Consider the following 20,315-nt stretch of genomic DNA (forward strand, 5'->3'; position numbering starts at 1 on the left):
ATGACTGAAACGATCAAGCTGTTGCGGATCTACACCGACGAAGCCGCCTATCTGGGTGATCGCAAGGTGCTGGAGGTGATTGCATCGCGCGCGCGCGACGCGGGATTGGCCGGCATCACCGTTCTGGATGCCCGACTCGGCTTCGGCAGATCGGCGCATGTCCACCGTCGGCACGTCTTCGAAAGTGACCGTGCCGTGGTCATCGAGATCGTCGATGAGGATGAGCGGCTGCGGACTTTTGTCGATAGTCTCGACGATATTCCGGATGTCGGTCTGATGACCCTGGAACCGGTGGAAGTGCTTGGCGGGAAGGCACGACAGACCATCGCGGAGAAGGGTGCATGATCGCGGATCTCGCGTTAGCGGCATGCCATGCCGGACGCGAGGTTGCATGGCCACGCGCTCGCCGCCTGCCGCAATGATACCTCCCCTTCGCCTCGCTGGCGGAGGGGCGCGCGCACCGCAGCCGCACGTCACGCTGCCCGGTGTTGGGGCATTCAAGGATGCACCGCATGCGGTCGATCCGTTGAACGGAGACACGATATGACCGAAAAAGTTCGGCTCGATATTCCGCTCCTGCTGCCAGACGTGAAGGCCGAAGCTGACGCTTGCGTCGAAAGGCTGACCTCGGAACTCCAGGGGCGGGAGGGCGTAAGCGAAGCCCATATCGTCCCGGCGCCGGGGAATGGGAATGCCCAGCTCTGCATCCACTACGACCCCGATTTCCTCCCGCTTGCTCGCGTCCGTCAGCTCGCCACGAGTGCGGGTGCCGCCATCACCGGCCAATATGGCCATATACGCTGGGACGTCGATGGCCTCCTCCATGAGCGCCGGGCGCGCACAGTCGGCGATCAACTTCGCCGGTTAGCGGGGGTGATCGAAGCCGAGGCCAGCGCGGTGGGCGCTGTCCGCGTTGAGTTTGACCGTTCGGTGACCTCCGAGCAGGACATCCGGCGCGCGCTTGCGGAATTGGGTGTCTGGCAGCGAGCCCCTCTTGTCGTTCCCGCATCCGCGGCTTCGGAAGAGGAGGAGCATGAGCACGGCGGCATTTTCGGGCGCAATACCGAGCTCATCTTTGCTGTGATTTCCGGAGCGCTGCTTGCAACCGGTTTCGGTTTCGAGAAGCTGCGCCCGGATTTCGGTGGGGCTGGGCTGACACTCTACCTGCTGAGTTATTTCTTCGGCGGCTACTACACGCTGCGCGAAGCGATCGACAGCCTTCGGATCAAACGGTTCGAGATCGATACCCTGATGCTGGTCGCAGCGGCAGGCGCGGCGGCGCTCGGGGCATGGGCCGAGGGGGCGCTCCTTCTGTTCCTCTTCAGCCTCGGCCATGCGCTCGAACATTACGCCATGGGACGGGCCAAACGCGCAATCGAAGCCCTGGCCGAGCTGGCACCCAGGACAGCGATGGTGCGCCGCGGCGATGGCGGCCTCAGTGAAGTTCCCGTTGAAAGTCTGGTGATCGGCGACACTGTGGTGGTGAAACCGAACGAGCGCCTGTCTGCGGATGGTTTCGTTGTGGCAGGCCGATCGAGCATCGACCAGGCGCCGGTCACAGGCGAAAGCGTGCCTGTAGACAAGGAGCCGGTCCCGGATCGAATGCAAGCGGCGGCCCAGCCGGACAAGGTGTCCGCTCAGCATCGCGTCTTCGCGGGCACGATCAACGGCCCGGGCGCGATTGAGATCGCCGTAACGCGCCTTGCCGCCGACACCACGCTCGCGAAGGTGGTGAAAATGGTGAGCGAGGCGGAGACGCAGAAATCGCCGACCCAGCGCTTCACCGACCGCTTCGAACGGGTATTCGTGCCCTCCGTCCTCGCGTTGGTCGCGTTCCTGCTGTTCGCCTGGGTGGTCATCGATGAGCCGTTCCGCGACAGCTTCTATCGCGCGATGGCCGTGCTCGTGGCAGCGAGTCCTTGTGCGCTCGCGATCGCCACGCCGAGCGCAGTCTTGTCAGGAGTTGCGCGCGCCGCGCGCGGTGGCGTACTGATCAAAGGCGGCGGTCCGCTTGAAACCCTTGGGTCGCTGAATGCTCTCGCGTTCGACAAGACCGGCACGCTTACCGAGGGCCGTCCACGCATCACGGACATCGTGCCGGCAACCGGCGTAAACGATGACGAGCTCATGGCGATTGCAGTGGCCGTCGAACGACTCAGCGATCACCCGCTTGCCATTGCTATAGCTCGCGACGGCGAACAATTTCTCGACGGCCAGCCGGTTCTCGCGGCGACCGACCTTTCAAGCCTCACCGGCCGCGGCGTACAGGCTCGCGTCAATGGCGAGATGGTCCTGATCGGCAAGGCCGAGATGTTCGGTCGGGATGGTTTCGCTGCGCTGTCAGCGGAAACCGCGCGAACGATCGAGCGCCTGCGCGATCAGGGCCGGACTACAATGGCAGTGCGAATCGGCGACCGCGACCTGGGCGCAATCGGGCTCATGGACACGCCGCGCGCGGCCGCAAAGGAAGCGATCGCGCGGCTCAAGACACTCGGCATTCAGCGCATGATCATGCTTTCAGGCGATAATCAGCGGGTCGCAACCGCAGTTGCCGCCGATGTCGGCATTGAGGAGGCCTGGGGCGACCTGATGCCGGAGGACAAGGTCGAGGCGATCGGTCGGCTGCGCGCCCAAACGCCGGTCGCGATGGTCGGCGACGGTGTCAACGATGCGCCCGCTATCGCGAATGCGACGGTCGGCATCGCCATGGGCGCCGCCGGGTCGGACGTTGCGCTCGAGACCGCCGATGTTGCGCTCATGGCCGACGACCTTGCGCATCTTCCTTTTGCCGTAGGGTTGAGCCGCAGCACCCGCTGGATCATCCGGCAGAACCTGGTTGTCAGCCTCGGCGTGGTCGCCCTGCTCGTACCAGCGACGATCTTGGGACTCGGGATCGGTCCGGCGGTCATGGCCCATGAAGGATCGACATTGCTTGTCGTGTTCAATGCGCTGCGATTGCTTGCCTACCGGGACAATGGAGGCGGCGAATGACCAAGCGGCTCCCGAAATGGACCTTTGCCGTTTTCCCGCTCGTCCTGGCAAGTGCCGCGTATGGCTCGACCGGGGCGAACTCGACAAGATCATCGAATGATCCGAAAATGCCCCGTCATCCCAGCCCCTCGCCGATAGGTGACCGCCGCACGAATGCGCCGATCATCATGACGATCGTCACCGTGGGTCGGCACCACCTCCAAACCGCAGGCGATTTCAGACATCAAAGTCCGTTGCACCAGCTTGGCACCAGAATGACATCGGCCCGCTTCAATCAGGCGGCAAGCGCATTGATGACGACCCGCAGGCGATCAGCTTCCGCACCGCCCTTCAAGAGCGTTTCGGCCACTCTGCGGAGCAGTTCCTCATCCTCGTCGGGAGCCGGGGTATCGACTTCAAGGTCACTCATGCCGGCGAGCGCCGCGGCGATCCGCTCGGCCACACGATCGGCGGCGCGACGAGCCGGGCTGTGCTGGACGTGCGCATAGATAGCCGTCGATCGCGGATTGGCATGCCCCAGGATCGCGCCCGTGAACGCCATCGCTTCGCCGGAAGAAATCGCCGTCGAACCCATTGTATGCCGCAGCGTGTGCGGCGTCACACCGGGCAGGCAGGCTTTTTCGACGACCTTCTTCCACGGCGTCTTGTAGCCTCGGAAATAGCTGTCGCCTTCTCCGGCGGGAAAAACGAACTCCGAACCCTCGGTTTGCTCAATCGTCTTGAGCACAGCGATCGCAGCGGCACCGATCGGCCGCACTGCTTTGCCGGTCTTGGTGTCTCCAAAACGCAGGCAGCCATGCTCGAAATCGACCTCTTGCCACCTGAGGCTCGCGATCTCCTCGCGGCGGCATCCGGTCAGCATCCACAAGCGCATGATGTCGAGCGCCTTGCGGTTGATCCCGCCCTTCTCCATCTCGCGCAGGGCTTCGCCGAAGCGCCTTATTTCTTCGAGTGTGAGAAATCGCTCCTTGTGATTGTCGGTTTTCTTGACCGCTGCGGTCTCGCAAGGGTTGCGGGTGACGATCTCTCTGCGCCGCGCGAAACTGAATACGGCGGACAGGTCGCGAAACACCTTGCGTGCTGCCCCTGCGCCGCCTCGCACGACAATGCGCCTGCGCGGGCCGATCTTGTCGTCCCGCGCGGTCTTTCCCGCCTCGACGTCACGGAAGAAGCGCTCGATATCGCCTGCGTTGACTTCGCTGACCCGGCGGCTGCCGAGCAGCGGGACGACATGATGGCGGAGGCGCGCCAGCGTATATTGTTTGGTCAACGGCTTCATCGCCTCACCCTGCCGCTTGCCGCGCTGGATGTAACAGCCTTCCTTTTCATAGAGATCGACCAGCTCGGCGATCCGCATTTCCTTGCGTTTGGCCTTGAGCTCAGCGGCTGGATCGGCGCCGGTGGCAGCACCGCCAAGAATTTTCCTGGCCTGTCGGCGCGCCTCCTCAGGCGTCAAGGCTCCATATCGGCCAATCGTGATACGACGTTCCGGCGCTCGGCGGCCGCCACCCTCGGCGCGGTACTTTGCCAGGAACGTCTTGATCCCGCTCGGTTCGACCCGAAGACCGAAGCCCCGCAACTCACTATCCCAGAGATGATAGCGCTTTTCTCCCGGCGGAGAGGCATCTACAACCCTCTTTGTGAGAGGAATATTCCCGGATTTGCGTAGGTTTTGAGGCATTTTCAGTTCACCACCCGTTCACCACCGTAACGGAAATTCGGGGCTATTTCCGGAGTATAGCGGAGTAGTGAAGTTGCCACAACTATTTGTTTCATAGTGATTTTTCGTAGAACAGAAAACTGTAGCGTAGCCTTTCACAACTTTGCCAAGGTTGGGGTCGAGAGTTCGAATCTCTTCGCCCGCTCCAGTTTTCCTATTATTTTCAATTAGATGCGAGGCCCGGCGGCAATGCATTTTGGATATGAGCCTGTTTGAAGGCTTTTTGGTATCCAATTCGTACCCACGCGAAATCGAACTCGCAGCGGCCATTTACGGCATTTTTCATCGTCGGGGGGCGGCTGCGTTCTGATCACGCTGATCCGCGAGAGTCGATTCACGCCCGCGACAGAGGTTTTCGCCACGACCGAGTCGTCGTGCTTCAACGTCTTTGGAGAGTAAGAGGGCGGCGGCTGTCGCCGTGACGGTTCGAGTGTCGGGAGAGAGGCTCCCGGCCGGGCCGTCGCGGAGACATGTCATGACACAAGTTCAAGTTCTCGACGCGAGCCACGACCGGAGCGGCGGCTACAAGGTCGATGTCGGTCGCGGCCAGCGGATCGGGCGGGTCTCGTCGGAGTGGTTCAGCCGCCCGGCGGATCAGCGCTACACGTCGCTCGATGACCTTATGGCGTCAGTGAAGGGCCGTGCCGAGCGCAGCCGGACGCGCACGGTGGAGAGCGCGGCGATCCGGGTCGAAGCCCACCGCGACGATCCCGAGCGCCTCGCGCTCGTACTGCCCGATGCGGGCAAGCCGCTGGCGCCGACCCATTGGAGCTTCGGCCAGCTCGCGGGTCTGGTCGGCGCACCTGCGGCCTATATGCGCCAGCTTCCCGCGCCACTTGCCGCGATCAACTTGCAATACGGGCTCACCAGCCACCGCGCCGAGCAAGTCAAGACGCTGGAAACCGAAGATGGCCGCACCGAACTGCGCGCCGTTACCGGCCCCGACTACGGCCGCATCTACGACCATGAGCTGGTCGCAGCCGTGCAGCGCATCGCGGGCAATGGAACAGGTGATACGCGCTGGAAGGTGCCGGGCGTGCTCGACTGGTCGACCGGGGTCTATAATCCAATGGTCGACATCACCTCCGATACGACCACGCTTTACGCGTCGGATCGCGACGTCTTCCTGTTCCTGGTCGACGATCTGAATCCGATCGAGGCAGGCAAGCTTCCCGACGGGTCTCCCGACCTGTTCTTCCGCGGCTTCTATTGCTGGAACAGCGAGGTGGGTGCGAAGACGCTCGGCATCGCGAGCTTCTACCTGCGCGCAGTGTGCCAGAACCGCAATCTCTGGGGCGTAGAGGACTTCCAGGAGATCAGCATCCGGCATTCTAAATACGCTGCCAATCGCTTTGCGCACGAAGCGGCACCAGCGCTAACCCGGTTTGCCGACAGTTCGCCGCAGCCGTTTGTGAACGGCATCCGCGCGGCCCGCGAACGGATCGTCGCCCGCAGTGACGACGAGCGCACCGACTTCCTGCGCAAGCGTGGGTTCGGCAAGGCTGAGACCGGCAGGATCGTCGAGACCGTACTCGCCGAGGAAGGCCGACCGCCCGAGTCCGTATTCGACTTCGTGCAGGGCATCACCGCCTATGCTCGCGCCAAGACGCAGCAGGACGCACGGCTCGACCTCGAGACCCGCGCGAAAAAGCTACTGGAGAAGGTCTGACAACCGATAGTTTCAAGACCGTCCGCTTCTGGCGCTGACAGCCTGATAACTGTCGAAACGGCCTAGAGGTGCAATCCGAGAAAGGATGCTCCGGGAACCGGATTGAACGAGACCGGCTCAGCTTCCGTAAAGTTGAGAGCTTTGTAGAGCTTCCTTGCCGAAACCGACTTGGCTTGCACGTCTAGCCTCATCTCTTGATAGCCCATTTCGCGAGCCTGGACGATCAGTCGCTCGATCAACTGGCGACCCAGCTCATTGCCTCGAGCCTTGGGCCGTACATACAGACGCTTCATCTGACATATATCCAACGTCACCCTTCTCAGCGCCACACAGCCAACGACCTCACCGTCTTGCAGCGCTAACAACACGCAACCATCAGGTGGCGCATACTTCGTTGCCAGCCGTCCAAACTCGGCATCGTTGCTTTGATAATCCAGATTGACCGGGGAGTTCGCGATAAATTCGCGCCAGATTTCTAGCACCGCATCCATGTCATCTGGAAAGACTGCCATCATGATCTGCATTCCGCCTTTTTATCAGGAACCTCCGTTCGGTGAAGATGGAACGTCCGCTCTCGGGGCATCCTGTCGGATCGACGCTTATGAAGTGGTTGCCCAGTCCAATCGCTCGCGCTTGATCGCAGCGCAGCCCTCGTAGAGGAAGAGGGCGGCGCTGCGCTTCGTGACGGGTTCGAGGTCGGGAGAGTGGCTCCCGGCCGGCCCGTCATGGAGAAGACCCATGACCAAGTCAGTCAAGACCATCGCCCTCAGCCCCTCGCGGGACATTCCGTTCGACAGACTGGTGCTGAGCCAGGCCAATGTCCGCCACGTCAAGGCGGGCGTCTCGATCGAGGAGCTTGCCGAGGACATCGCCCGGCGCACGCTGCTCGCGAGCATCACCGTGCGCGCCGTCACCGATGCGGAGGGCAAGGAGACCGGCATGTTCGAAGTGCCGGCGGGCGGGCGCCGCTACCGCGCGCTCGAACTGCTGGTGAAGCAGAAGCGGCTGCCCAAGACCGCGCCCGTGCCCTGCGTAGTGCGCGAGGGCGGCTATGCGGAAGAGGACAGCCTCGCCGAGAACATCCAGCGCGCCCCGCTGCATCCGCTCGACCAGTTTCGCGCCTTCCAGGCGCTGCGCGAGAAGGGCATGAGCGAGGAGGAGATCGCGGCGGCGTTCTTCGTCTCAGCCAATGTCGTCAAGCAGCGGCTGAAGCTTGCTTCGGTGGGCGAAGCTTTGCTCGACGCCTTCGCCGAAGACGAGATGACGCTCGACCAGCTGATGGCGTTCACCGTCAATCCCGACCATGAGCGTCAGGCCCAGGTCTGGGAAGCCGTACGCGGTAGCTACAATGACCAGCCCTACCAGATCCGCCGCATGCTCACTGAGCATTCGGTGCGGGCGTCGGACAAGCGCGCGCTATTCGTCGGCATCGACGCTTATGTCGAAGCAGGCGGCGCGGTGATGCGCGACCTGTTCGAGAGCGACGATGGCGGCTGGCTCGAGGATGTCGGCCTCGTCGAGATGCTCGTTACCGAAAAGCTCAAAGAGGAAGCCGAGGCCATCCGCGTGGAAGGCTGGAAGTGGATCGAGGTCGGCGTCGATTTCCCTTACGGCCATACCTATGGGTTGCGCAGCATTTCAGGCGAGCAATCCGAGCTCACCGACGAGGAGCAGGCGACGCGCGACGCGCTCCAGGCCGAGCTCGACCAGCTCGAAGCCGAATATGCCGATGCGCCGGAACTGCCCGACGAGATCGACGAACGGCTCGGCGAAATCGAGACCGCGATCGATGCGATCAACGACCGGCCGGTGCGTTACGACGAGGATGACATTGCCCGCGCGGGTGTGTTCGTCAGTGTCGATCATGGCGGGCGGCTGCGCGTGGATCGCGGTTATGTGCGGCCGGAGGATGAGGAGAAGGTCGAACCGGAATACGACGGCGGGATCAATCCCGCATCGCGTCCGACTACGGCGACATCCGGCACATCAGATGCCGGGCACACCGTGGACGGCGACGAGGAGGACGACGGCTTGCGTCCGATCCCCGACCGGCTCGTCACCGAGCTGACCGCGCATCGCACGGTCGCGCTCCGGCTCGCGGTCGGCGGCAGCTACGGCACGGCGTTCTGCGCCTGCCTGCATGCGCTCGCGCTCAAGCTCTTCTACAGCTACGCGCCCGACAGCTGCCTCGAACTCGACGCCAAATGCGTTTTCTTCGGCTCGCAGGCGCCGGGGCTTGGCGAGACGCCTTATGCCGAGGCGCTGACCGAACGGCACGAGGCGTTCGCGGGCGCGCTGCCCGACGACAGCGAGCAGCTGTGGGACGCGATCCTCGCCATGCCGGTCAAGCTCAGGAACGCGCTGTTCGCGCATTGCGTAGCGATGACGGTCAACGCGGCGGTCGAGGCCTACAACCGCAGGCCGCGCGCGCTCGCCCATGCCGAACGGCTCGCGACCGACATCGGGCTCGATATGGTCGATGCGGGCTGGACCACCACGGCCGAGAACTATCTCGGCAAGGTCACCAAGGCGCGGATCGTCGCGGCGGTACGCGAAGCCAAGGGGGACGAGGCCGCCGAGGCCATCGAAGGGCTGAAGAAGGACGCGCAGGCCGAACGCGCCGAGGAGTTGATCGCGGGCACGGGCTGGCTCCCCGAACCCCTCCGAACCGCGTCGGTTGCGGCCGGGTCGAACGATGCGGACGAGGAAACCGCCGACGAGGCCGACAGCGAAGCGCAATCGGCGGAAGATGACGGCGCACGGTCCGTGGCGGATGTCGAGCCGTTGGGCGATGATGAGGCGGTCGAGGGCGATCCCCCCTACGCCGTCGCCGCCGAGTAGGTTCCCGCTCCCCGGGCCTGCTCATCCCGAGGGTCCGCCGGCAATCCGGCGGACCCTCTTTCTGTCTGAAGGAGGATGCGATGCACCAGGCATCCGACCTCGCGCGCCGGCTCGCGCGCAACGCCGAGAGCGTCTGCCGCTATTATCTGCCGGCGGGTCATCGGCAGGGCCGCTATTGGCTGATCGGTGATGTCGAGGGCACTCCGGGGCGCAGCATGTTCGTTCGGCTGACCGGCTCGGAGTACGGCAAGGGCGCCGCTGGCAAATGGACCGATGCGGCCACCGGCGAGCACGGTGACCTGCTCGACCTGATCGCCGCGAACCAGCGGCTCGGCTCGCTCGGCGAAACGCTCGAAGAGGCGCGAAATTTCCTGTCGCTGCCAGATCCCGAACCATCCGACACCGCGCGACGCACGCCCGCGCAGACCGGCTCGCCCGAAGCTGCGCGGCGACTGTGGGCGATCTCGCGACCTATCCACGGCACGCTGGCCGAGGCCTATTTGCAGGGTCGCGGTATCAACGACTTGCGAAACTGCGGAGGTCTGCGTTTCCATCCGAACTGTTGGTATCGCCCCGACCGGGACGATACCCCCGACACGCACGAAGCGTTCCCCGCGCTAATCGCCTCGGTGCGCGACAATCACGGCACGCTCACCGGCCTCCATCGTACTTGGCTCGATCCACGCGGCAACGGCAAGGCGCAGGTCGTTACGCCGCGCCGTGCGATGGGCGACCTGCTCGGGCACGGCGTGCGGTTCGGACCGTCGGGCTCAACCATGATCGCGGGCGAAGGAATCGAGACGATGCTGTCGCTGCGCCAGATCATGCCTGTAATCCCAATGATCGTCGCTTTATCCGCCGCGCACCTTGCAGCGCTTCAATTCCCGCCCATGCTGCGCCGGCTCTATATCGCTCGCGACAACGATGCCGCCGGTCGCAAAGCGCAAGATGACCTGGCATCCCGGGCGCACAAAGCCGGGATCGATGCAGTTCCGCTCGATGCCAGGCTCGGCGATTTCAACGACGACCTGCGCCAGTTCGGGAGGAACGCCATGCGGGCGGATGTCCGGGTGCAGCTCATGCCCGAAGATGCCGAACAGTTCATCGGCTGATGACCGGAAAGCGGAATGGGTGTGCCGCGTGTTGGACATGGTGAACTCCATCTCCCGTTAGAGCCGCGCCCCGGCCTTCCAGAGCGGGCGAGAGAACCGGAGCCGGCCCGGTCCGGCAACGGCTACGAGCGACTTTCTTCCCCGCAGGCTGCGCCTGCTCCACGCGGACCAAGAAAGCCGCGCTCCGCCGTCCTCCGCTTCGCTTCGTCCTTTCAGGTGTCGGCCCGCTCCGCCCCCGCTCCCGGCTCGCCCGTGAAGGCCGCGAGAAGCGCGGTCTTCGAAAACGGAGCAACTGCCATGACCGATCGCCAAGACCCGCACGACCAATCGCAAACCGCCCACATTCTCGACGAATTGCAGCTTTACGGGTTTCGGCGCTACGAAGACGAACCCGATCCGCGACCGCTACCTGAAGGCGACCGCGTCGCCGGGGCCATCGCCGACATCTTCGATGCGCTGGTCGGCACGCTGGCCGACACACGCCTCGAAACCGATCTCGACGATCTGCTCTGGTCCACGGTCAACCTGTTCCACCGCTCGGCCGAGCGGGTTGAACGCGAACTCGACGACAACGAACAGGCACAGCGCCGCTCGCAGCGCGAACAGGACGGCTCCGAGGTCACCTCGGTCGAACTGGAAAGCCTTCTCGCCCAGGGGCTGACGCTGATAGAACGGCGCGACGCGCACGAGCTGATGCGCGATGTCGCCTCGGACCTTTACCGCACCCACACCGGCTCGGCCTGGCGGCCGCGCCACGGCAGTGTGGTCAACCGCCGAGCGATGACCGCAGCGGTCGTCGACAGCCGAGACTTCATCGCCGCTCGCCGACGCGCCGAAACCGTGGTGATGATTCCCACCGGAACCAAGGTTGCGTTCACCGGCGGCAAGGACTGCAACGATACCGATGCAATCTTCGCCGCGCTCGATCGCGTGCGCGCCAAACATCCCGACATGGTTCTGCTGCACGGCGGTGCGCCGTCCGGCGCGGAGCGCATCGCCGCCTGCTGGGCCGACAACCGCAAAGTCTGCCAGGTCGCGTTCAAGCCCGACTGGAACCGGCACGGCAAGGCCGCGCCGTTCAGGCGCAACGATACTATGCTGGAAGTACTGCCGATTGGGGTAGTGGTGTTCCCCGGCACCGGTATTCAGGACAACCTCGCCGACAAGGCAAGGAAGCTTGGCATTCCACTGTTCGATTTTCGCAAACGCGGCGCATAAGTGCCGCGTGCATTGCATCCTGTTTGGTCAGTCGCCACCGAGCACGACAGTAAATCCTTCGAACTCCGGGTGGCCGAGATAAAGTGCCCGGTTGTCGCCGGCGTCGCGGTGGGCGAGCCGAAATGCGTCCGAACGCGTCCAGGCGCTGAACGCTTCTTCCGACTCCCACACGCTGTGCGAGGCATAAAGCGTGTGATCCTCATGCTCGGGACCGCGCACCAGCTTGAAATCCTTGAACCCCGGCACGCCGTCGAGATGGCTGTCGCGGTCCGACCAGACCTTTTCGAAGGCGGCTTCCTGACCCTCCACGATTTTGAACCGGTTCATTGCGATATACATGGTGTCATTCCTTTCTGGGGCGAACTTCTGGGCGATGGAAAGCTGGCCTGCTCTCCGAATTACGCCGCGGGCACAGCCCCCCCTCTCCTTAGCTTACTCTTAGCCTCTGCAAGGCCTTGTGACGATCAACCCGCGAGGGGTCCGCTAAGCGAAGCTTGCGGCCTCCAGCTGCGCTTCCGGTGATCGCGGCCCCGCGACGGCCGCCCGTGCGCCTGTCGAGCGGGGACGGTCCCCGCTCCGAGGACAGGAGCAGCCCCATGTCACTTCCCACCGCCCAGAAGTTCGTCTGGAGTCTCGCGCAGACGCTGATGACATGCGTGGTTCTGATTTACACCGGCGATGGCTATTCGGTGCTGACCGAAGCCGATTACGACGGGGATCCGAGCCTGATCGTGCGTGTCTATGATCCGTTCTGAAGGTCGTCCCAAGGGCGCTTCTCCGATCAGGCTCAGAACAAATTCTCGCATCCGTGTTCCTCCCGAAGCGCCACTGATCCGTAGCCTTCCAAATGGACTTTCAATTTTCATGAAAACATGTTTTTATGGTTTCATGAAAAAGTCAGACAGTTCGGATGATGGCGGGGATGAACATCTTCAGGTTCAGGTGCCGACTGCTACCAAGCGCGATCTGGGACAGCGCGCGCTCGATAGTCGCGAACCGATCCGAATGGTCGTGCTGAGAGCCTTGGCTGCTTATGGCGTGGTCGTGCCCGAGGGCGCGATTGCAGACCGGCGGAAGCGCACATGACGGCTGACGACTTCGAGACGCTGACGGTCGATCAATATGCCAGCGAAGCGGCCCGAACCGATCAACGCAAAGGGTCTGGTACGATCGGTTTCACGATGCTCGGCCTGTTCGGCGAAACCGGCAGCTTGCTCGCCGAAGCCAAGAAGAAGCAGCGAGATGCCGCTTCCTATCTCGGCTATGCCGAAGCGGTCGCCGAGGAGATCGGTGACGTTCTGTGGTATCTCGCCGCGATCGCACGGCGTCACCGCCTCGCATTGAGTGACATTGCAGCCGCCGCGCTCAAGACTGATCGTCCTTACGCGGAGGGCACGAACGAATCACTCAGTCTCCACGCCTTACAGCCCGCGCATATACCGCTCGCCAAGGCGCCGATGCCCGAATTCGAACACAGCCTGCTTGCCCTCGCCAGCGAAGTCGGGCTTCTTGCGCGCGAAATCGAAGGCGGTAATTCGACGCGGCACCGCGCGGATGTCGCCGAGAGACTTGTTGCGGTTACGCGTTGCCTCATTCGCGCTTCGACTGACTCGGGGATCACCATCGAGGCCGCGGCGATCAAAAACCTGCAGAAGATTTTCGATCGATGGCCACGTGAGCGCATCTTCCCGCCCGCTTTCGATGCGGACAAAAACGCCGAAGAGCAACTGCCCCGCTCGATGCAGATCGACATTTACGAGCGCAAGGTGCGTGGCCAGGACTATGTCTTCCAGCGGTCGCGCGGGGTTTATGTCGGCGACCGGCTGACCGACAACGCCATCGAACCTGACGACTATAGGTTCCACGACGTCTTTCACTACGCCTATGTCGCGGTGCTGGGCTGGTCACCCGTCATCCGGGCCTTGCTGCGCCTCAAGCGTAAGAGCGACCCAAAGCTGGACGACGCCGAGGATGGCGCGCGCGCTATCCTGATCGAGGAAGGTGTCACCTCCTGGCTTTTCGGCCAGGCGCAGCAGCTCAATTTTTTCGAAGACGTCAAACGAGGTGGACTTCCACTGGACATGCTCAAGCATGTGCGCCAATTCGTCGCCGGTTACGAGGCTGACCGCTGTCCGCTGTGGCTCTGGGAGGAAGCAATTCTCCAAGGATACGCGGCCTTTCGCTTCCTCCAGAAAAACCGACGGGCACGAATCACGATCGATTTCGCCCGCCATCGCTTGCGTATTAAGGAGTTGCCGCAATGACCCCCAAGATTTTCGTATCGGCATTGGCGGCTGCGAAATTGCCCTCGGTATTCAACCCCTGGCGCGACCGCTGTTCCATCCATGACCGGCGCGATGCCGCGGCGCGGCGCCGCTCCAACCTCCAGGCCATGCTGGAAGCTGCCCTCGATGCGCATGTCGAAACGATCTGGATTGCCCGCGATCTTGGTTATCGCGGTGGACGCCGCACTGGGGTGCCGCTGACCGACGAAGTGCATCTTACGCATGCATCGGCGTTAATGGGCGGTATCGCGTTGGAGCGTGCCACGCAGGGGCCGGAAATTGCCGAACGCACTGCCGCAATCGTCTGGCAGGTGCTTGGCCGCATCGGACAACCTGTCATGTTGTGGAATGTCTTTCCCTTTCATCCCCACGATGCGGATGATCCCATGTCCAACCGCTGCCATAGCCGCGCCGAGCGCGAAGAAACCTGGCCACTTCTTCAGGCGCTGGTATCGATGGTGCAGCCCAAGCGCATCGTCGCGATCGGGCGCGATGCACATCTGGCACTGGCCGGGCTGGAAACGGAAGTTACCGCGATCCGCCATCCAAGTTATGGCGGGCAGCGCGAATTCATCGAAGGCATGTTCGACCTGTACGGGATTTCCGACGACGACAGCCAAACACCCGAACTACCGCTCAGCCCGCGCTACGCCGCTGCGGCAAGCTCAGCGCTGGCCTGATCGCAGTTTTCCAGCAACGTCTTAATGTCGGAACGATTCCACTTGTCGGTGTCGATCCTGGCATGCGTCGAGAGGATCGTTAGCGGTCCTCTCGCGACGCCGGACTCCTCGCACACAAACTGCAGCAGCCGACCAAGCCCGATCAGATTGCCGAGCAGTTTTTCGACATAATAGTGGTTTCGGTACATGGCGGTTAGGCCGAGCTTGCGGTCGCTTCCGCTGCCAACTAGCTTGAAACTCGCAAAACTGAGGCATTGCCCCCCATAGGGTGACCCATCGACATCGCGCGCCGGATCGAAAACGCTCAGTTCGAATTTGTTGAGCGCGCGCACGGAGGGGTTCTTCAGGCGTCCGATAATCTCGGCAAGCTGATTGATGGGTTCTCCATCGGGTCGAGGAAGGATCATCATCCGTTCGAAATAGTAGCCCGACCAGTTCTCCTTGGAGCGCACTTTGGGAAGCACATTGTCGCGGAAGCGATCATAGAACTGTGGTGAACCGTAGCGCCGATAGAGACCAGCTGGAAATATCGTGTTCGCCACTGTCTCGATGGGTTTGGCCTTGTGCGCTTCGTGAAAGGCATCGACTGCTGCCACTACCGGATCGGCAAGGCTGGCCCGCGCCAGCGGATCGGCGACATCGATCAGGACATTGTATTCGTGATGACCTGGCCTGGCGTCCACGAGACGGACAGCTTCGCGCCAGGCCGAAACGCAGTCAGGCTGCGGTGGCACGGCTAGATACATCGATATCCTCCGTCAGTATTGCCGTCGCAAATAGGCGCGGCTTCAGGAATTTCTCTGTCAGCCATGCATGGCCATTTACACCCCAGCCGGCGCCCCAGCTGTTGCGGATGAGGATCGCTTTCTGACCGGCGGCCAGGCCGTGGCCCACCGCCACGATCGCATGGCGCAGGCTCGGATCGGGTTTCTCGTCATTGGCCGGATCGACCACGCCTTCATTGGCCGGTGCGAAGAACGACCGCGACAGGGTCGAAAGCAGCATCACCGGCTTCCTGCTGTCGAGGGCCTCGACAATCGGGCCGAGGTCGATTGCGGCGGGTCCCCCCTTCCTACCGAAACGGGGGCCGACGTCAGATGGCGGCGTCCAGTGGGCGGGATCGTCCGGCACGGCATCGAGATAGGGCCATCCGCTTTCCGCAGGTTGGCCGTCGAGCCGCAAGGCCTCCAGCATAGCTGAAAGCGTGGCACCCTGGTCATGCCGCCGCCCGCTGCGCTGCTGCGCTCGGAAGAAGGCATATTCGCAAGACAACGGAGTCCATCCCTCGCGTAACCCGGCATGGGTGTCGCTCGCCGCGAAGGCAAGACAGGTCGGTCGCGCACCTTGATCGCGCACAGGCCCTAGGAGCGGCCGCAGGTCGGTCTTTATGTCGATCATGGGAAGTCAGGCGGCCTCGAGCAAATGGCGCCGTTCAGCTCGGGAAAGGCCTTCCTGTTCCGGCCCGGTGAAATCAAAATCGATCGTCAGGCTCGCATTCGCCGTGGCTGATTGCCACGGGCGCCTCTCGTTGAGCGACATACGCCCTCGTTGAGCAGCTTCTGGCGCCGCGGTCACCCGCCGGACCACTGGCCCGCCTACCGCTTCGGCGTCGAATGCCTCGCGCTCATCGCGAACCACCGCAAACCCGCTCGCCATCAACTGGTCGAGATCCCACAGAAATCCGCCACCAGAATGTTCCTTGAGGCGCAGGACGAAGAGGTCATTGCGGCTGCCATCGATCCGCGCGCCCTCGTCGCGCTCGGTCAGCAGCCAAACATCGCCCCGATAGTCGGCAGGTCGGTAGTCATGCAGCAGGTCGACCTTCAGGCTGCGCGGCTTGGTCTCGAGCAACTCGCGCATGACGGCATCCGAAATGAGTTTGTATCGAAAGAGCGTTCTGCAGGTCGCTTCGTAGCTGGCCCCAATCCGCAGAGAGAGCTGATAGGCGATGTTGGGGCGACGCAGTTCATCAACCGTCCAGCCCTGCCGCGCGCAATGAAGCGCGATCAGCCATTTGGGGATCATGAATGCGATGGCGAATGCGTCGGCTTCGGTTTCCTGGAACTGATTGCCCGGTTCGGGGCTCATCGGCATGCGCCGCAAAATGCTTTCATCATCCAGGCTGGGTTCGTGCCGCATGAAGAAATGACCGAGCTCATGCGCGGCGGTGAAGCGCTGGATGCTCATCGGCCGTTCGGTGGTAACGAGCACTCCCGGGGCCGGCGAACTGAGATAGGCTCCCAACAGGCCCTTGAGCGGCCGTAACAGCAGCGGAAGATCAAGCGCATGGATCGCGCCGAAGACATCGACGTTGCCACCATGCCGTCCGATCAGCGCCTGCGTGTCGAGACGGCGATGAAGTCTGCCGGCTGCCATCGCGCCCGCGCGAACCGCACTGTCATAGTCTCTCGCCATGGATCAGGCCTGCCCTCCGGCCGACCGCGATCGTAGATACTCGGCGAAGCGGCCAAGCTCCGCGCGGTCCTCGCTCGAAAGATCCGCCACACGCCGCGCCAGATGCGCAACGTCGGGCGGCAGACTTGCCGAAGCTTCGTCCTCGCCAGTGAAATAGGCGACCGACTGTCGGTAGAGCTTGGCGAGGCGCGTCAACTCGATTGCCTCGACCCGCCGCTGGCCATTTTCGATATCGGTTAATGCCGTGCGCGGAATCTTGAGATAGCTCGCCACTTCGTCCTGCTTGAGGCCGAGATATTTGCGCGCGTCGCGCAGACGATTGCCCAGGCGTTGACGTTCCATCGCGTCATCGCTTTCCTGGCTGATAGCCACATTGCTCATGGCTTGGCTCCTTTCTTCTTGACCCAGACCTTCTCGATCCGAGGCACGACATGGGCGAGCGCCTCTTCGATCGAATCATATCCCCCTGTCCGCACGATGTTGTCGCGCAACTCGAAGCCCACAACGGTCTCCACGGCGCACAGCGTATCAACGATCGATAGTGAATCGAGCGGAACCGCGGCCTTCATGGTTCCCGCCTTATCCTTGGGCAGGGAGATGCCGCGCAGCTGCGCTTCGATCTGCGCTACGGAGAGCAGCTCGTCGGTCAGCGCCTTGATCACAGCAGCCTTTGGAAAGGCCGTCACTGCAGGAGCGGGAGGGGCAATCGTCGCCATATAAGCCTCGCATGATTACGCTACATTCTTGCTTTATAATGTCTGAATATCCCACATGCAACCCTCGTGTGTCTTAATTGCCCGTCGTTCATTGCCCAGACGCTATCGACACTTAGATCGGGCGTAAAAACCACACCGGAGCCGAAAATCATCTTCGGCTTCTACAAATAGCGCCCCGAACTCAAAAGTGCCGTGCACTGACCGATTTACTCGCATGTTCTCTTCGCCTGACACCTGCGATTTCGGTCGCCATTTTTCTTGTCCGTCAGCACGCCACCGACTGCCGTCTCTTCACGGGCTTGATCTGCCCGGGCACGGCTGCGCCTCGGCCGCCTGGCCGCAACGGCGGACCGGCAACTTTCTTCCCCTGACCTTCGGTCATTCCTCGCGCTTCAAGAAAGCCACCTTCCGCCATCCTCCGCTGCGCTTCGGCCCTTCGGGTGCGGCGACGTCCGCCCCGGCCTGTCGATCACCCGTCGAGACCGCAAGTCCGCGGCTCGCAAAGACGGAAAGGAATTGAACATGGCTACCATCGGAACCTTCAAGAAGTCGGGCGAGGAATTCTCCGGCGAGATCGTCACCCTCTCGGTCCAGGCGAAGAACGTCCGGATCGTTCCCGAAGAAACGCGCGCAAGCGGGAACGCCCCCTCGCACCGGGTGTTCGCCGGCAAGGCGGAAATCGGTGCCGCCTGGGAGAAGCGCTCGAACGAGGGCCGCGACTACCTCGGTCTCAAACTCGACGATCCGAGCTTCACCGCTCCCATCTACGCCAACCTCTTCGACGACGAAGGCGGCGAGAGCTACTCGCTCATCTGGTCCCGCCCGAACGGTCGTCGCAACGGCGACTGAGCCGGGCAGACGCCCCGCCCGGGTTCGCCCGGGTGGGGCTCTTCGTTATTTTCATAATCTCGTCTTATGCACTTTCATCGCGTTTCGGACGCGTCAGCAGGTCGGCGGCTTCCACGCCAAGTTCCCGCGCCAGGCGATCGACTACGTCGATGCCAGCCGCATAGATGCAGCGTTCGAGCGAACTGATATAGGTACGGTCGATGTCGGCACGATGCGCAAGCTCTTCCTGCGACAGACCCGCTGCCTTGCGATAACGCTTCAGATTGCCAGCCAGAACCTCGCGGATATCCATGCGGCCGAAAGGCCATGCTTGTGGAGTATTCCGCCACGGAGTATTCTCTACAACGACTCGTCTGGACTCGTGGCTAATTGCGCAAGCAGCTACACCGGCGTGCTGCTATTGGTTCATGAAGCGACCTCAAAGAACGAAATTAGACGCTGTTTTAGGCTTTTAGACCCGCGCACCCTGCATGCAACGATGCAGCAGTTGCGCATAGTCCGGCACAAGAATTGTTCTATTATGGTTAACACATTTTGTGCGACCGGGGGCGCGATGACCAAATGCAGATTTGACGATCACGCGCCCGATGGACCGGTTTTGACACCGTATGACGATGACCACCTGTCCGACTATCTCCGTCTGCTCGATGCCGAGGAAGAAGGGTCCGACTGGCGTGAGACAGTCGTAGCTCTCTTCAAGATCGACCCGACCGCCGAACCGGCGCGAGCTGAACGAATGCATGCCAGCCATCTCGCCCGTGCGCGGTGGATGACCGAGGTCGGATATGCACATCTTTTGGGCCACCGCGACGCGCTAAAGCGTTGACTTTTCATCCGAATTCGAGCAAATCATCGGTCTGTTCGCGCATCGCTTGGTGCGGACTCGGCGCTGTCAGCGCGCATCAACGAAGGCCACGCTGCGGTTCCAGGGCCGCACCAATGGCGGTCAGGAGGATGCCATGCCGAGATCATCGAAGCGACGCCAGAGAAGCAAGCCCCCGGAACGCGGTCGCGCAGAACTCGCCGCCGAGTTTCTGAAGCGCAATCGACAATATCGATCCGAGCACGCGCGGATGCGACAACGGATCGCGCGCGGCGCCATCGCCGAGGAAGCCGCCGAGGCGGCCTTCGCCCGGCGATGGGGGTTGTCCTTTCGCCTATGGGCCGGATGACCTCGACAGGACGATCGTCTGGCGCCCGGAGCTGACCGCCGTCACCGTCATTCTGGAGACAGTGCCGGAAGGGTTCGACGCCGCGACGAGCGTCGAACCGCATGCGCTCGGCGCGCTGCATGTCGACGAGGCAGGCATAGACGGCCGTCACATCATCGTCGCAGATGCTGCAGGCGATCACTGGCTTTGGCTGCGCGATCCGGTGCCCGGCAAGCCGCTCGCAGCGATCGTCCCGCTCGACAAGGATTTCGTCACACGGATGACGAGCCTGCTGCGCTTCCATCGTCGCCTCTTCGACAAGGAACCGGGGCCGCCACCGCGCGGATGGCCGCTCAGCGCCTACCGGCTTGCGCGCCTCGATCTGATGCTGCGGGCGCTCGATTTGCGTGAGGCGGGCGCGACCTATCGCGAGATCGCGGTGGCGCTGGGACGTGATGGCGATGCGAAACTGCCCGCCACTGAGTGGAAGATGTCAGCCGGGCGCTCTTTCGTCATTCGGCTTGTGCGCGATGCCACCGCCATGATGAACGGCGATTATCGCAAGCTGCTGCGCATCCGCTGATTCCGGGAGGGGTGGTCACATCGACGCCATCGCAGATCTTCATACTCCATCGCTACGCTCGCGATCCGCCACAAACGCCTCCTGC

23 protein-coding genes and 1 tRNA gene are annotated in these 20,315 nt (G+C 62.6%); 15 read left to right on the plus strand and 9 right to left on the minus strand.

Annotated elements, in window-relative coordinates:
• Complete coding sequence (locus CHB69_RS12180) at positions 1-345, plus strand: DUF190 domain-containing protein (protein ID WP_089216329.1); 345 nt, start codon at positions 1-3, stop codon at positions 343-345.
• A 198-nt stretch (positions 346-543) separates the two neighbouring features.
• Positions 544-2,991, plus strand: coding sequence for a heavy metal translocating P-type ATPase (locus CHB69_RS12185; protein WP_089216266.1), 2,448 nt, complete (start codon positions 544-546; stop codon positions 2,989-2,991).
• 274 nt (positions 2,992-3,265) lie between these two features.
• Here CHB69_RS12185 and CHB69_RS12190 read toward each other — a convergent pair whose 3' ends face one another.
• Complete coding sequence (locus CHB69_RS12190) at positions 3,266-4,672, minus strand: tyrosine-type recombinase/integrase (RefSeq protein WP_089216267.1); 1,407 nt, start codon at positions 4,670-4,672, stop codon at positions 3,266-3,268.
• Between the two features lie 59 nt (positions 4,673-4,731).
• Here CHB69_RS12190 and CHB69_RS20155 point away from each other — a divergent pair.
• Positions 4,732-4,859 (plus strand) — tRNA-Gly (locus CHB69_RS20155).
• 327 nt (positions 4,860-5,186) lie between these two features.
• A complete protein-coding gene (locus tag CHB69_RS12195) occupies positions 5,187-6,380 on the plus strand; it encodes a DUF932 domain-containing protein (RefSeq protein WP_089216268.1) in 1,194 nt (397 codons plus the stop codon).
• Positions 6,381-6,442: 62 nt separating this feature from the next.
• Here CHB69_RS12195 and CHB69_RS12200 read toward each other — a convergent pair whose 3' ends face one another.
• On the minus strand, positions 6,443-6,904 hold the full coding sequence (locus tag CHB69_RS12200) for a GNAT family N-acetyltransferase (RefSeq protein WP_089216269.1): 462 nt from the start codon (positions 6,902-6,904) through the stop codon (positions 6,443-6,445).
• A 214-nt stretch (positions 6,905-7,118) separates the two neighbouring features.
• Here CHB69_RS12200 and CHB69_RS12205 point away from each other — a divergent pair, with 214 nt between their 5' ends.
• The 3 genes from CHB69_RS12205 to CHB69_RS12215 all read left to right on the plus strand — a co-directional run bounded on the left by CHB69_RS12205 (position 7,119) and on the right by CHB69_RS12215 (position 11,551).
• Positions 7,119-9,221: a ParB/RepB/Spo0J family partition protein gene (locus CHB69_RS12205; RefSeq protein WP_089216270.1), complete on the plus strand. Its 2,103-nt coding sequence runs from the start codon at positions 7,119-7,121 to the stop codon at positions 9,219-9,221.
• Between the two features lie 80 nt (positions 9,222-9,301).
• Positions 9,302-10,333 (plus strand): DUF7146 domain-containing protein, encoded by a 1,032-nt coding sequence (locus CHB69_RS12210; protein ID WP_089216271.1) that lies wholly within the window; start codon positions 9,302-9,304, stop codon positions 10,331-10,333.
• A gap of 297 nt (positions 10,334-10,630) precedes the next feature.
• Entirely contained in the window at positions 10,631-11,551 is a 921-nt protein-coding gene (locus CHB69_RS12215) for a DUF2493 domain-containing protein (RefSeq protein ID WP_089216272.1), read from the plus strand.
• 27 nt (positions 11,552-11,578) lie between these two features.
• Here the strand turns inward: CHB69_RS12215 and hmuQ are convergent, their stop codons facing one another.
• The gene (gene hmuQ, locus CHB69_RS12220; protein ID WP_245836742.1) at positions 11,579-11,878 is read right to left on the minus strand and encodes a heme-degrading protein HmuQ; all 300 of its coding nucleotides are present in this window, start codon (positions 11,876-11,878) and stop codon (positions 11,579-11,581) included.
• A 269-nt stretch (positions 11,879-12,147) separates the two neighbouring features.
• Between hmuQ and CHB69_RS20160 the strand changes: the two genes are divergently transcribed.
• The 4 genes from CHB69_RS20160 (at position 12,148) to CHB69_RS12235 (ending at position 14,516) form a co-directional block, all read left to right on the plus strand.
• Complete coding sequence (locus tag CHB69_RS20160; RefSeq protein WP_170935543.1) at positions 12,148-12,306, plus strand: hypothetical protein; 159 nt, start codon at positions 12,148-12,150, stop codon at positions 12,304-12,306.
• A gap of 133 nt (positions 12,307-12,439) precedes the next feature.
• On the plus strand, positions 12,440-12,637 hold the full coding sequence (locus tag CHB69_RS12225) for a hypothetical protein (RefSeq protein WP_089216274.1): 198 nt from the start codon (positions 12,440-12,442) through the stop codon (positions 12,635-12,637).
• The gene (locus CHB69_RS12230; RefSeq protein WP_089216275.1) at positions 12,634-13,815 is read left to right on the plus strand and encodes a nucleoside triphosphate pyrophosphohydrolase family protein; all 1,182 of its coding nucleotides are present in this window, start codon (positions 12,634-12,636) and stop codon (positions 13,813-13,815) included. The genes CHB69_RS12225 and CHB69_RS12230 overlap by 4 nt, the downstream gene beginning before the upstream one ends.
• Positions 13,812-14,516 carry a uracil-DNA glycosylase gene (locus CHB69_RS12235; RefSeq protein WP_089216276.1) on the plus strand — a complete coding sequence of 235 codons (705 nt, stop codon included), beginning with the start codon at positions 13,812-13,814 and terminating at the stop codon, positions 14,514-14,516. The genes CHB69_RS12230 and CHB69_RS12235 overlap by 4 nt, the downstream gene beginning before the upstream one ends.
• Here the strand turns inward: CHB69_RS12235 and CHB69_RS12240 are convergent.
• Genes CHB69_RS12240 through CHB69_RS12260 form a run of 5 tightly spaced genes read right to left on the minus strand, consistent with a single transcriptional unit; the run spans position 14,483 to position 17,647 of the window.
• Positions 14,483-15,262, minus strand: coding sequence for a hypothetical protein (locus CHB69_RS12240; protein WP_089216277.1), 780 nt, complete (start codon positions 15,260-15,262; stop codon positions 14,483-14,485). The two genes, CHB69_RS12235 and CHB69_RS12240, sit on opposite strands and share 34 nt — an antisense overlap.
• Positions 15,234-15,914 carry a C1 family peptidase gene (locus tag CHB69_RS12245; protein WP_089216278.1) on the minus strand — a complete coding sequence of 227 codons (681 nt, stop codon included), beginning with the start codon at positions 15,912-15,914 and terminating at the stop codon, positions 15,234-15,236. Before CHB69_RS12245 ends, CHB69_RS12240 begins: the two co-directional genes overlap by 29 nt.
• A 6-nt stretch (positions 15,915-15,920) precedes the next feature.
• The gene (locus CHB69_RS12250; protein WP_089216279.1) at positions 15,921-16,931 is read right to left on the minus strand and encodes an ImmA/IrrE family metallo-endopeptidase; all 1,011 of its coding nucleotides are present in this window, start codon (positions 16,929-16,931) and stop codon (positions 15,921-15,923) included.
• A 3-nt stretch (positions 16,932-16,934) separates the two neighbouring features.
• Positions 16,935-17,312 (minus strand): helix-turn-helix domain-containing protein, encoded by a 378-nt coding sequence (locus CHB69_RS12255; protein WP_089216280.1) that lies wholly within the window; start codon positions 17,310-17,312, stop codon positions 16,935-16,937.
• Complete coding sequence (locus tag CHB69_RS12260; RefSeq protein WP_170935544.1) at positions 17,309-17,647, minus strand: hypothetical protein; 339 nt, start codon at positions 17,645-17,647, stop codon at positions 17,309-17,311. Before CHB69_RS12260 ends, CHB69_RS12255 begins: the two co-directional genes overlap by 4 nt.
• A gap of 522 nt (positions 17,648-18,169) precedes the next feature.
• Between CHB69_RS12260 and CHB69_RS12265 the strand changes: the two genes are divergently transcribed.
• A complete protein-coding gene (locus CHB69_RS12265) occupies positions 18,170-18,496 on the plus strand; it encodes a DUF736 domain-containing protein (protein WP_089216281.1) in 327 nt (108 codons plus the stop codon).
• Between the two features lie 64 nt (positions 18,497-18,560).
• On the opposite strand, the gene CHB69_RS12270 is transcribed toward CHB69_RS12265, so the two are convergent.
• Positions 18,561-18,788, minus strand: a complete 228-nt coding sequence (locus CHB69_RS12270; protein ID WP_089216282.1) for a helix-turn-helix domain-containing protein — start codon at positions 18,786-18,788, stop codon at positions 18,561-18,563.
• A 186-nt stretch (positions 18,789-18,974) separates the two neighbouring features.
• On the opposite strand from CHB69_RS12270, the gene CHB69_RS12275 reads away from it, so the two are divergent.
• From CHB69_RS12275 to CHB69_RS12285, 3 genes are all read left to right on the plus strand, one after another.
• Positions 18,975-19,322: a DNA -binding domain-containing protein gene (locus tag CHB69_RS12275; protein ID WP_342746778.1), complete on the plus strand. Its 348-nt coding sequence runs from the start codon at positions 18,975-18,977 to the stop codon at positions 19,320-19,322.
• A gap of 133 nt (positions 19,323-19,455) precedes the next feature.
• A complete protein-coding gene (locus CHB69_RS20550) occupies positions 19,456-19,668 on the plus strand; it encodes a transcriptional regulator domain-containing protein (protein ID WP_089216331.1) in 213 nt (70 codons plus the stop codon).
• A 52-nt stretch (positions 19,669-19,720) separates the two neighbouring features.
• The gene (locus CHB69_RS12285) at positions 19,721-20,230 is read left to right on the plus strand and encodes a DUF2285 domain-containing protein (protein ID WP_425442422.1); all 510 of its coding nucleotides are present in this window, start codon (positions 19,721-19,723) and stop codon (positions 20,228-20,230) included.
• Positions 20,231-20,315 lie beyond the last annotated feature (85 nt).

It is taken from the genome of Sphingopyxis indica, from assembly GCF_900188185.1.
GTDB lineage: Bacteria > Pseudomonadota > Alphaproteobacteria > Sphingomonadales > Sphingomonadaceae > Sphingopyxis > Sphingopyxis indica.

Excerpts from the sequence above, each read along its gene's own strand:
- CHB69_RS12185 (WP_089216266.1), top strand. The coding sequence starts at position 544 with ATGACCGAAAAAGTTCGGCTCGATATTCCGCTCCTGCTGCCAGACGTG.
- CHB69_RS12245 (WP_089216278.1), bottom strand. The coding sequence starts at position 15,914 with ATGATCGACATAAAGACCGACCTGCGGCCGCTCCTAGGGCCTGTGCGC.
- CHB69_RS12250 (WP_089216279.1), bottom strand. The coding sequence starts at position 16,931 with ATGGCGAGAGACTATGACAGTGCGGTTCGCGCGGGCGCGATGGCAGCC.
- CHB69_RS12195 (WP_089216268.1), top strand. The coding sequence starts at position 5,187 with ATGACACAAGTTCAAGTTCTCGACGCGAGCCACGACCGGAGCGGCGGC.
- CHB69_RS12265 (WP_089216281.1), top strand. The coding sequence starts at position 18,170 with ATGGCTACCATCGGAACCTTCAAGAAGTCGGGCGAGGAATTCTCCGGC.
- CHB69_RS12215 (WP_089216272.1), top strand. The coding sequence starts at position 10,631 with ATGACCGATCGCCAAGACCCGCACGACCAATCGCAAACCGCCCACATT.
- CHB69_RS12275 (WP_342746778.1), top strand. The coding sequence starts at position 18,975 with ATGCAGCAGTTGCGCATAGTCCGGCACAAGAATTGTTCTATTATGGTT.
- CHB69_RS12225 (WP_089216274.1), top strand. The coding sequence starts at position 12,440 with ATGAAAAAGTCAGACAGTTCGGATGATGGCGGGGATGAACATCTTCAG.
- CHB69_RS12180 (WP_089216329.1), top strand. The coding sequence starts at position 1 with ATGACTGAAACGATCAAGCTGTTGCGGATCTACACCGACGAAGCCGCC.
- CHB69_RS20160 (WP_170935543.1), top strand. The coding sequence starts at position 12,148 with ATGTCACTTCCCACCGCCCAGAAGTTCGTCTGGAGTCTCGCGCAGACG.
- CHB69_RS12200 (WP_089216269.1), bottom strand. The coding sequence starts at position 6,904 with ATGCAGATCATGATGGCAGTCTTTCCAGATGACATGGATGCGGTGCTA.
- CHB69_RS12205 (WP_089216270.1), top strand. The coding sequence starts at position 7,119 with ATGACCAAGTCAGTCAAGACCATCGCCCTCAGCCCCTCGCGGGACATT.
- CHB69_RS12260 (WP_170935544.1), bottom strand. The coding sequence starts at position 17,647 with ATGGCGACGATTGCCCCTCCCGCTCCTGCAGTGACGGCCTTTCCAAAG.
- CHB69_RS12240 (WP_089216277.1), bottom strand. The coding sequence starts at position 15,262 with ATGTATCTAGCCGTGCCACCGCAGCCTGACTGCGTTTCGGCCTGGCGC.
- CHB69_RS12235 (WP_089216276.1), top strand. The coding sequence starts at position 13,812 with ATGACCCCCAAGATTTTCGTATCGGCATTGGCGGCTGCGAAATTGCCC.
- CHB69_RS12230 (WP_089216275.1), top strand. The coding sequence starts at position 12,634 with ATGACGGCTGACGACTTCGAGACGCTGACGGTCGATCAATATGCCAGC.
- CHB69_RS12270 (WP_089216282.1), bottom strand. The coding sequence starts at position 18,788 with ATGGATATCCGCGAGGTTCTGGCTGGCAATCTGAAGCGTTATCGCAAG.
- CHB69_RS20550 (WP_089216331.1), top strand. The coding sequence starts at position 19,456 with ATGCCGAGATCATCGAAGCGACGCCAGAGAAGCAAGCCCCCGGAACGC.
- hmuQ (WP_245836742.1), bottom strand. The coding sequence starts at position 11,878 with ATGAACCGGTTCAAAATCGTGGAGGGTCAGGAAGCCGCCTTCGAAAAG.
- CHB69_RS12190 (WP_089216267.1), bottom strand. The coding sequence starts at position 4,672 with ATGCCTCAAAACCTACGCAAATCCGGGAATATTCCTCTCACAAAGAGG.
- CHB69_RS12210 (WP_089216271.1), top strand. The coding sequence starts at position 9,302 with ATGCACCAGGCATCCGACCTCGCGCGCCGGCTCGCGCGCAACGCCGAG.
- CHB69_RS12255 (WP_089216280.1), bottom strand. The coding sequence starts at position 17,312 with ATGAGCAATGTGGCTATCAGCCAGGAAAGCGATGACGCGATGGAACGT.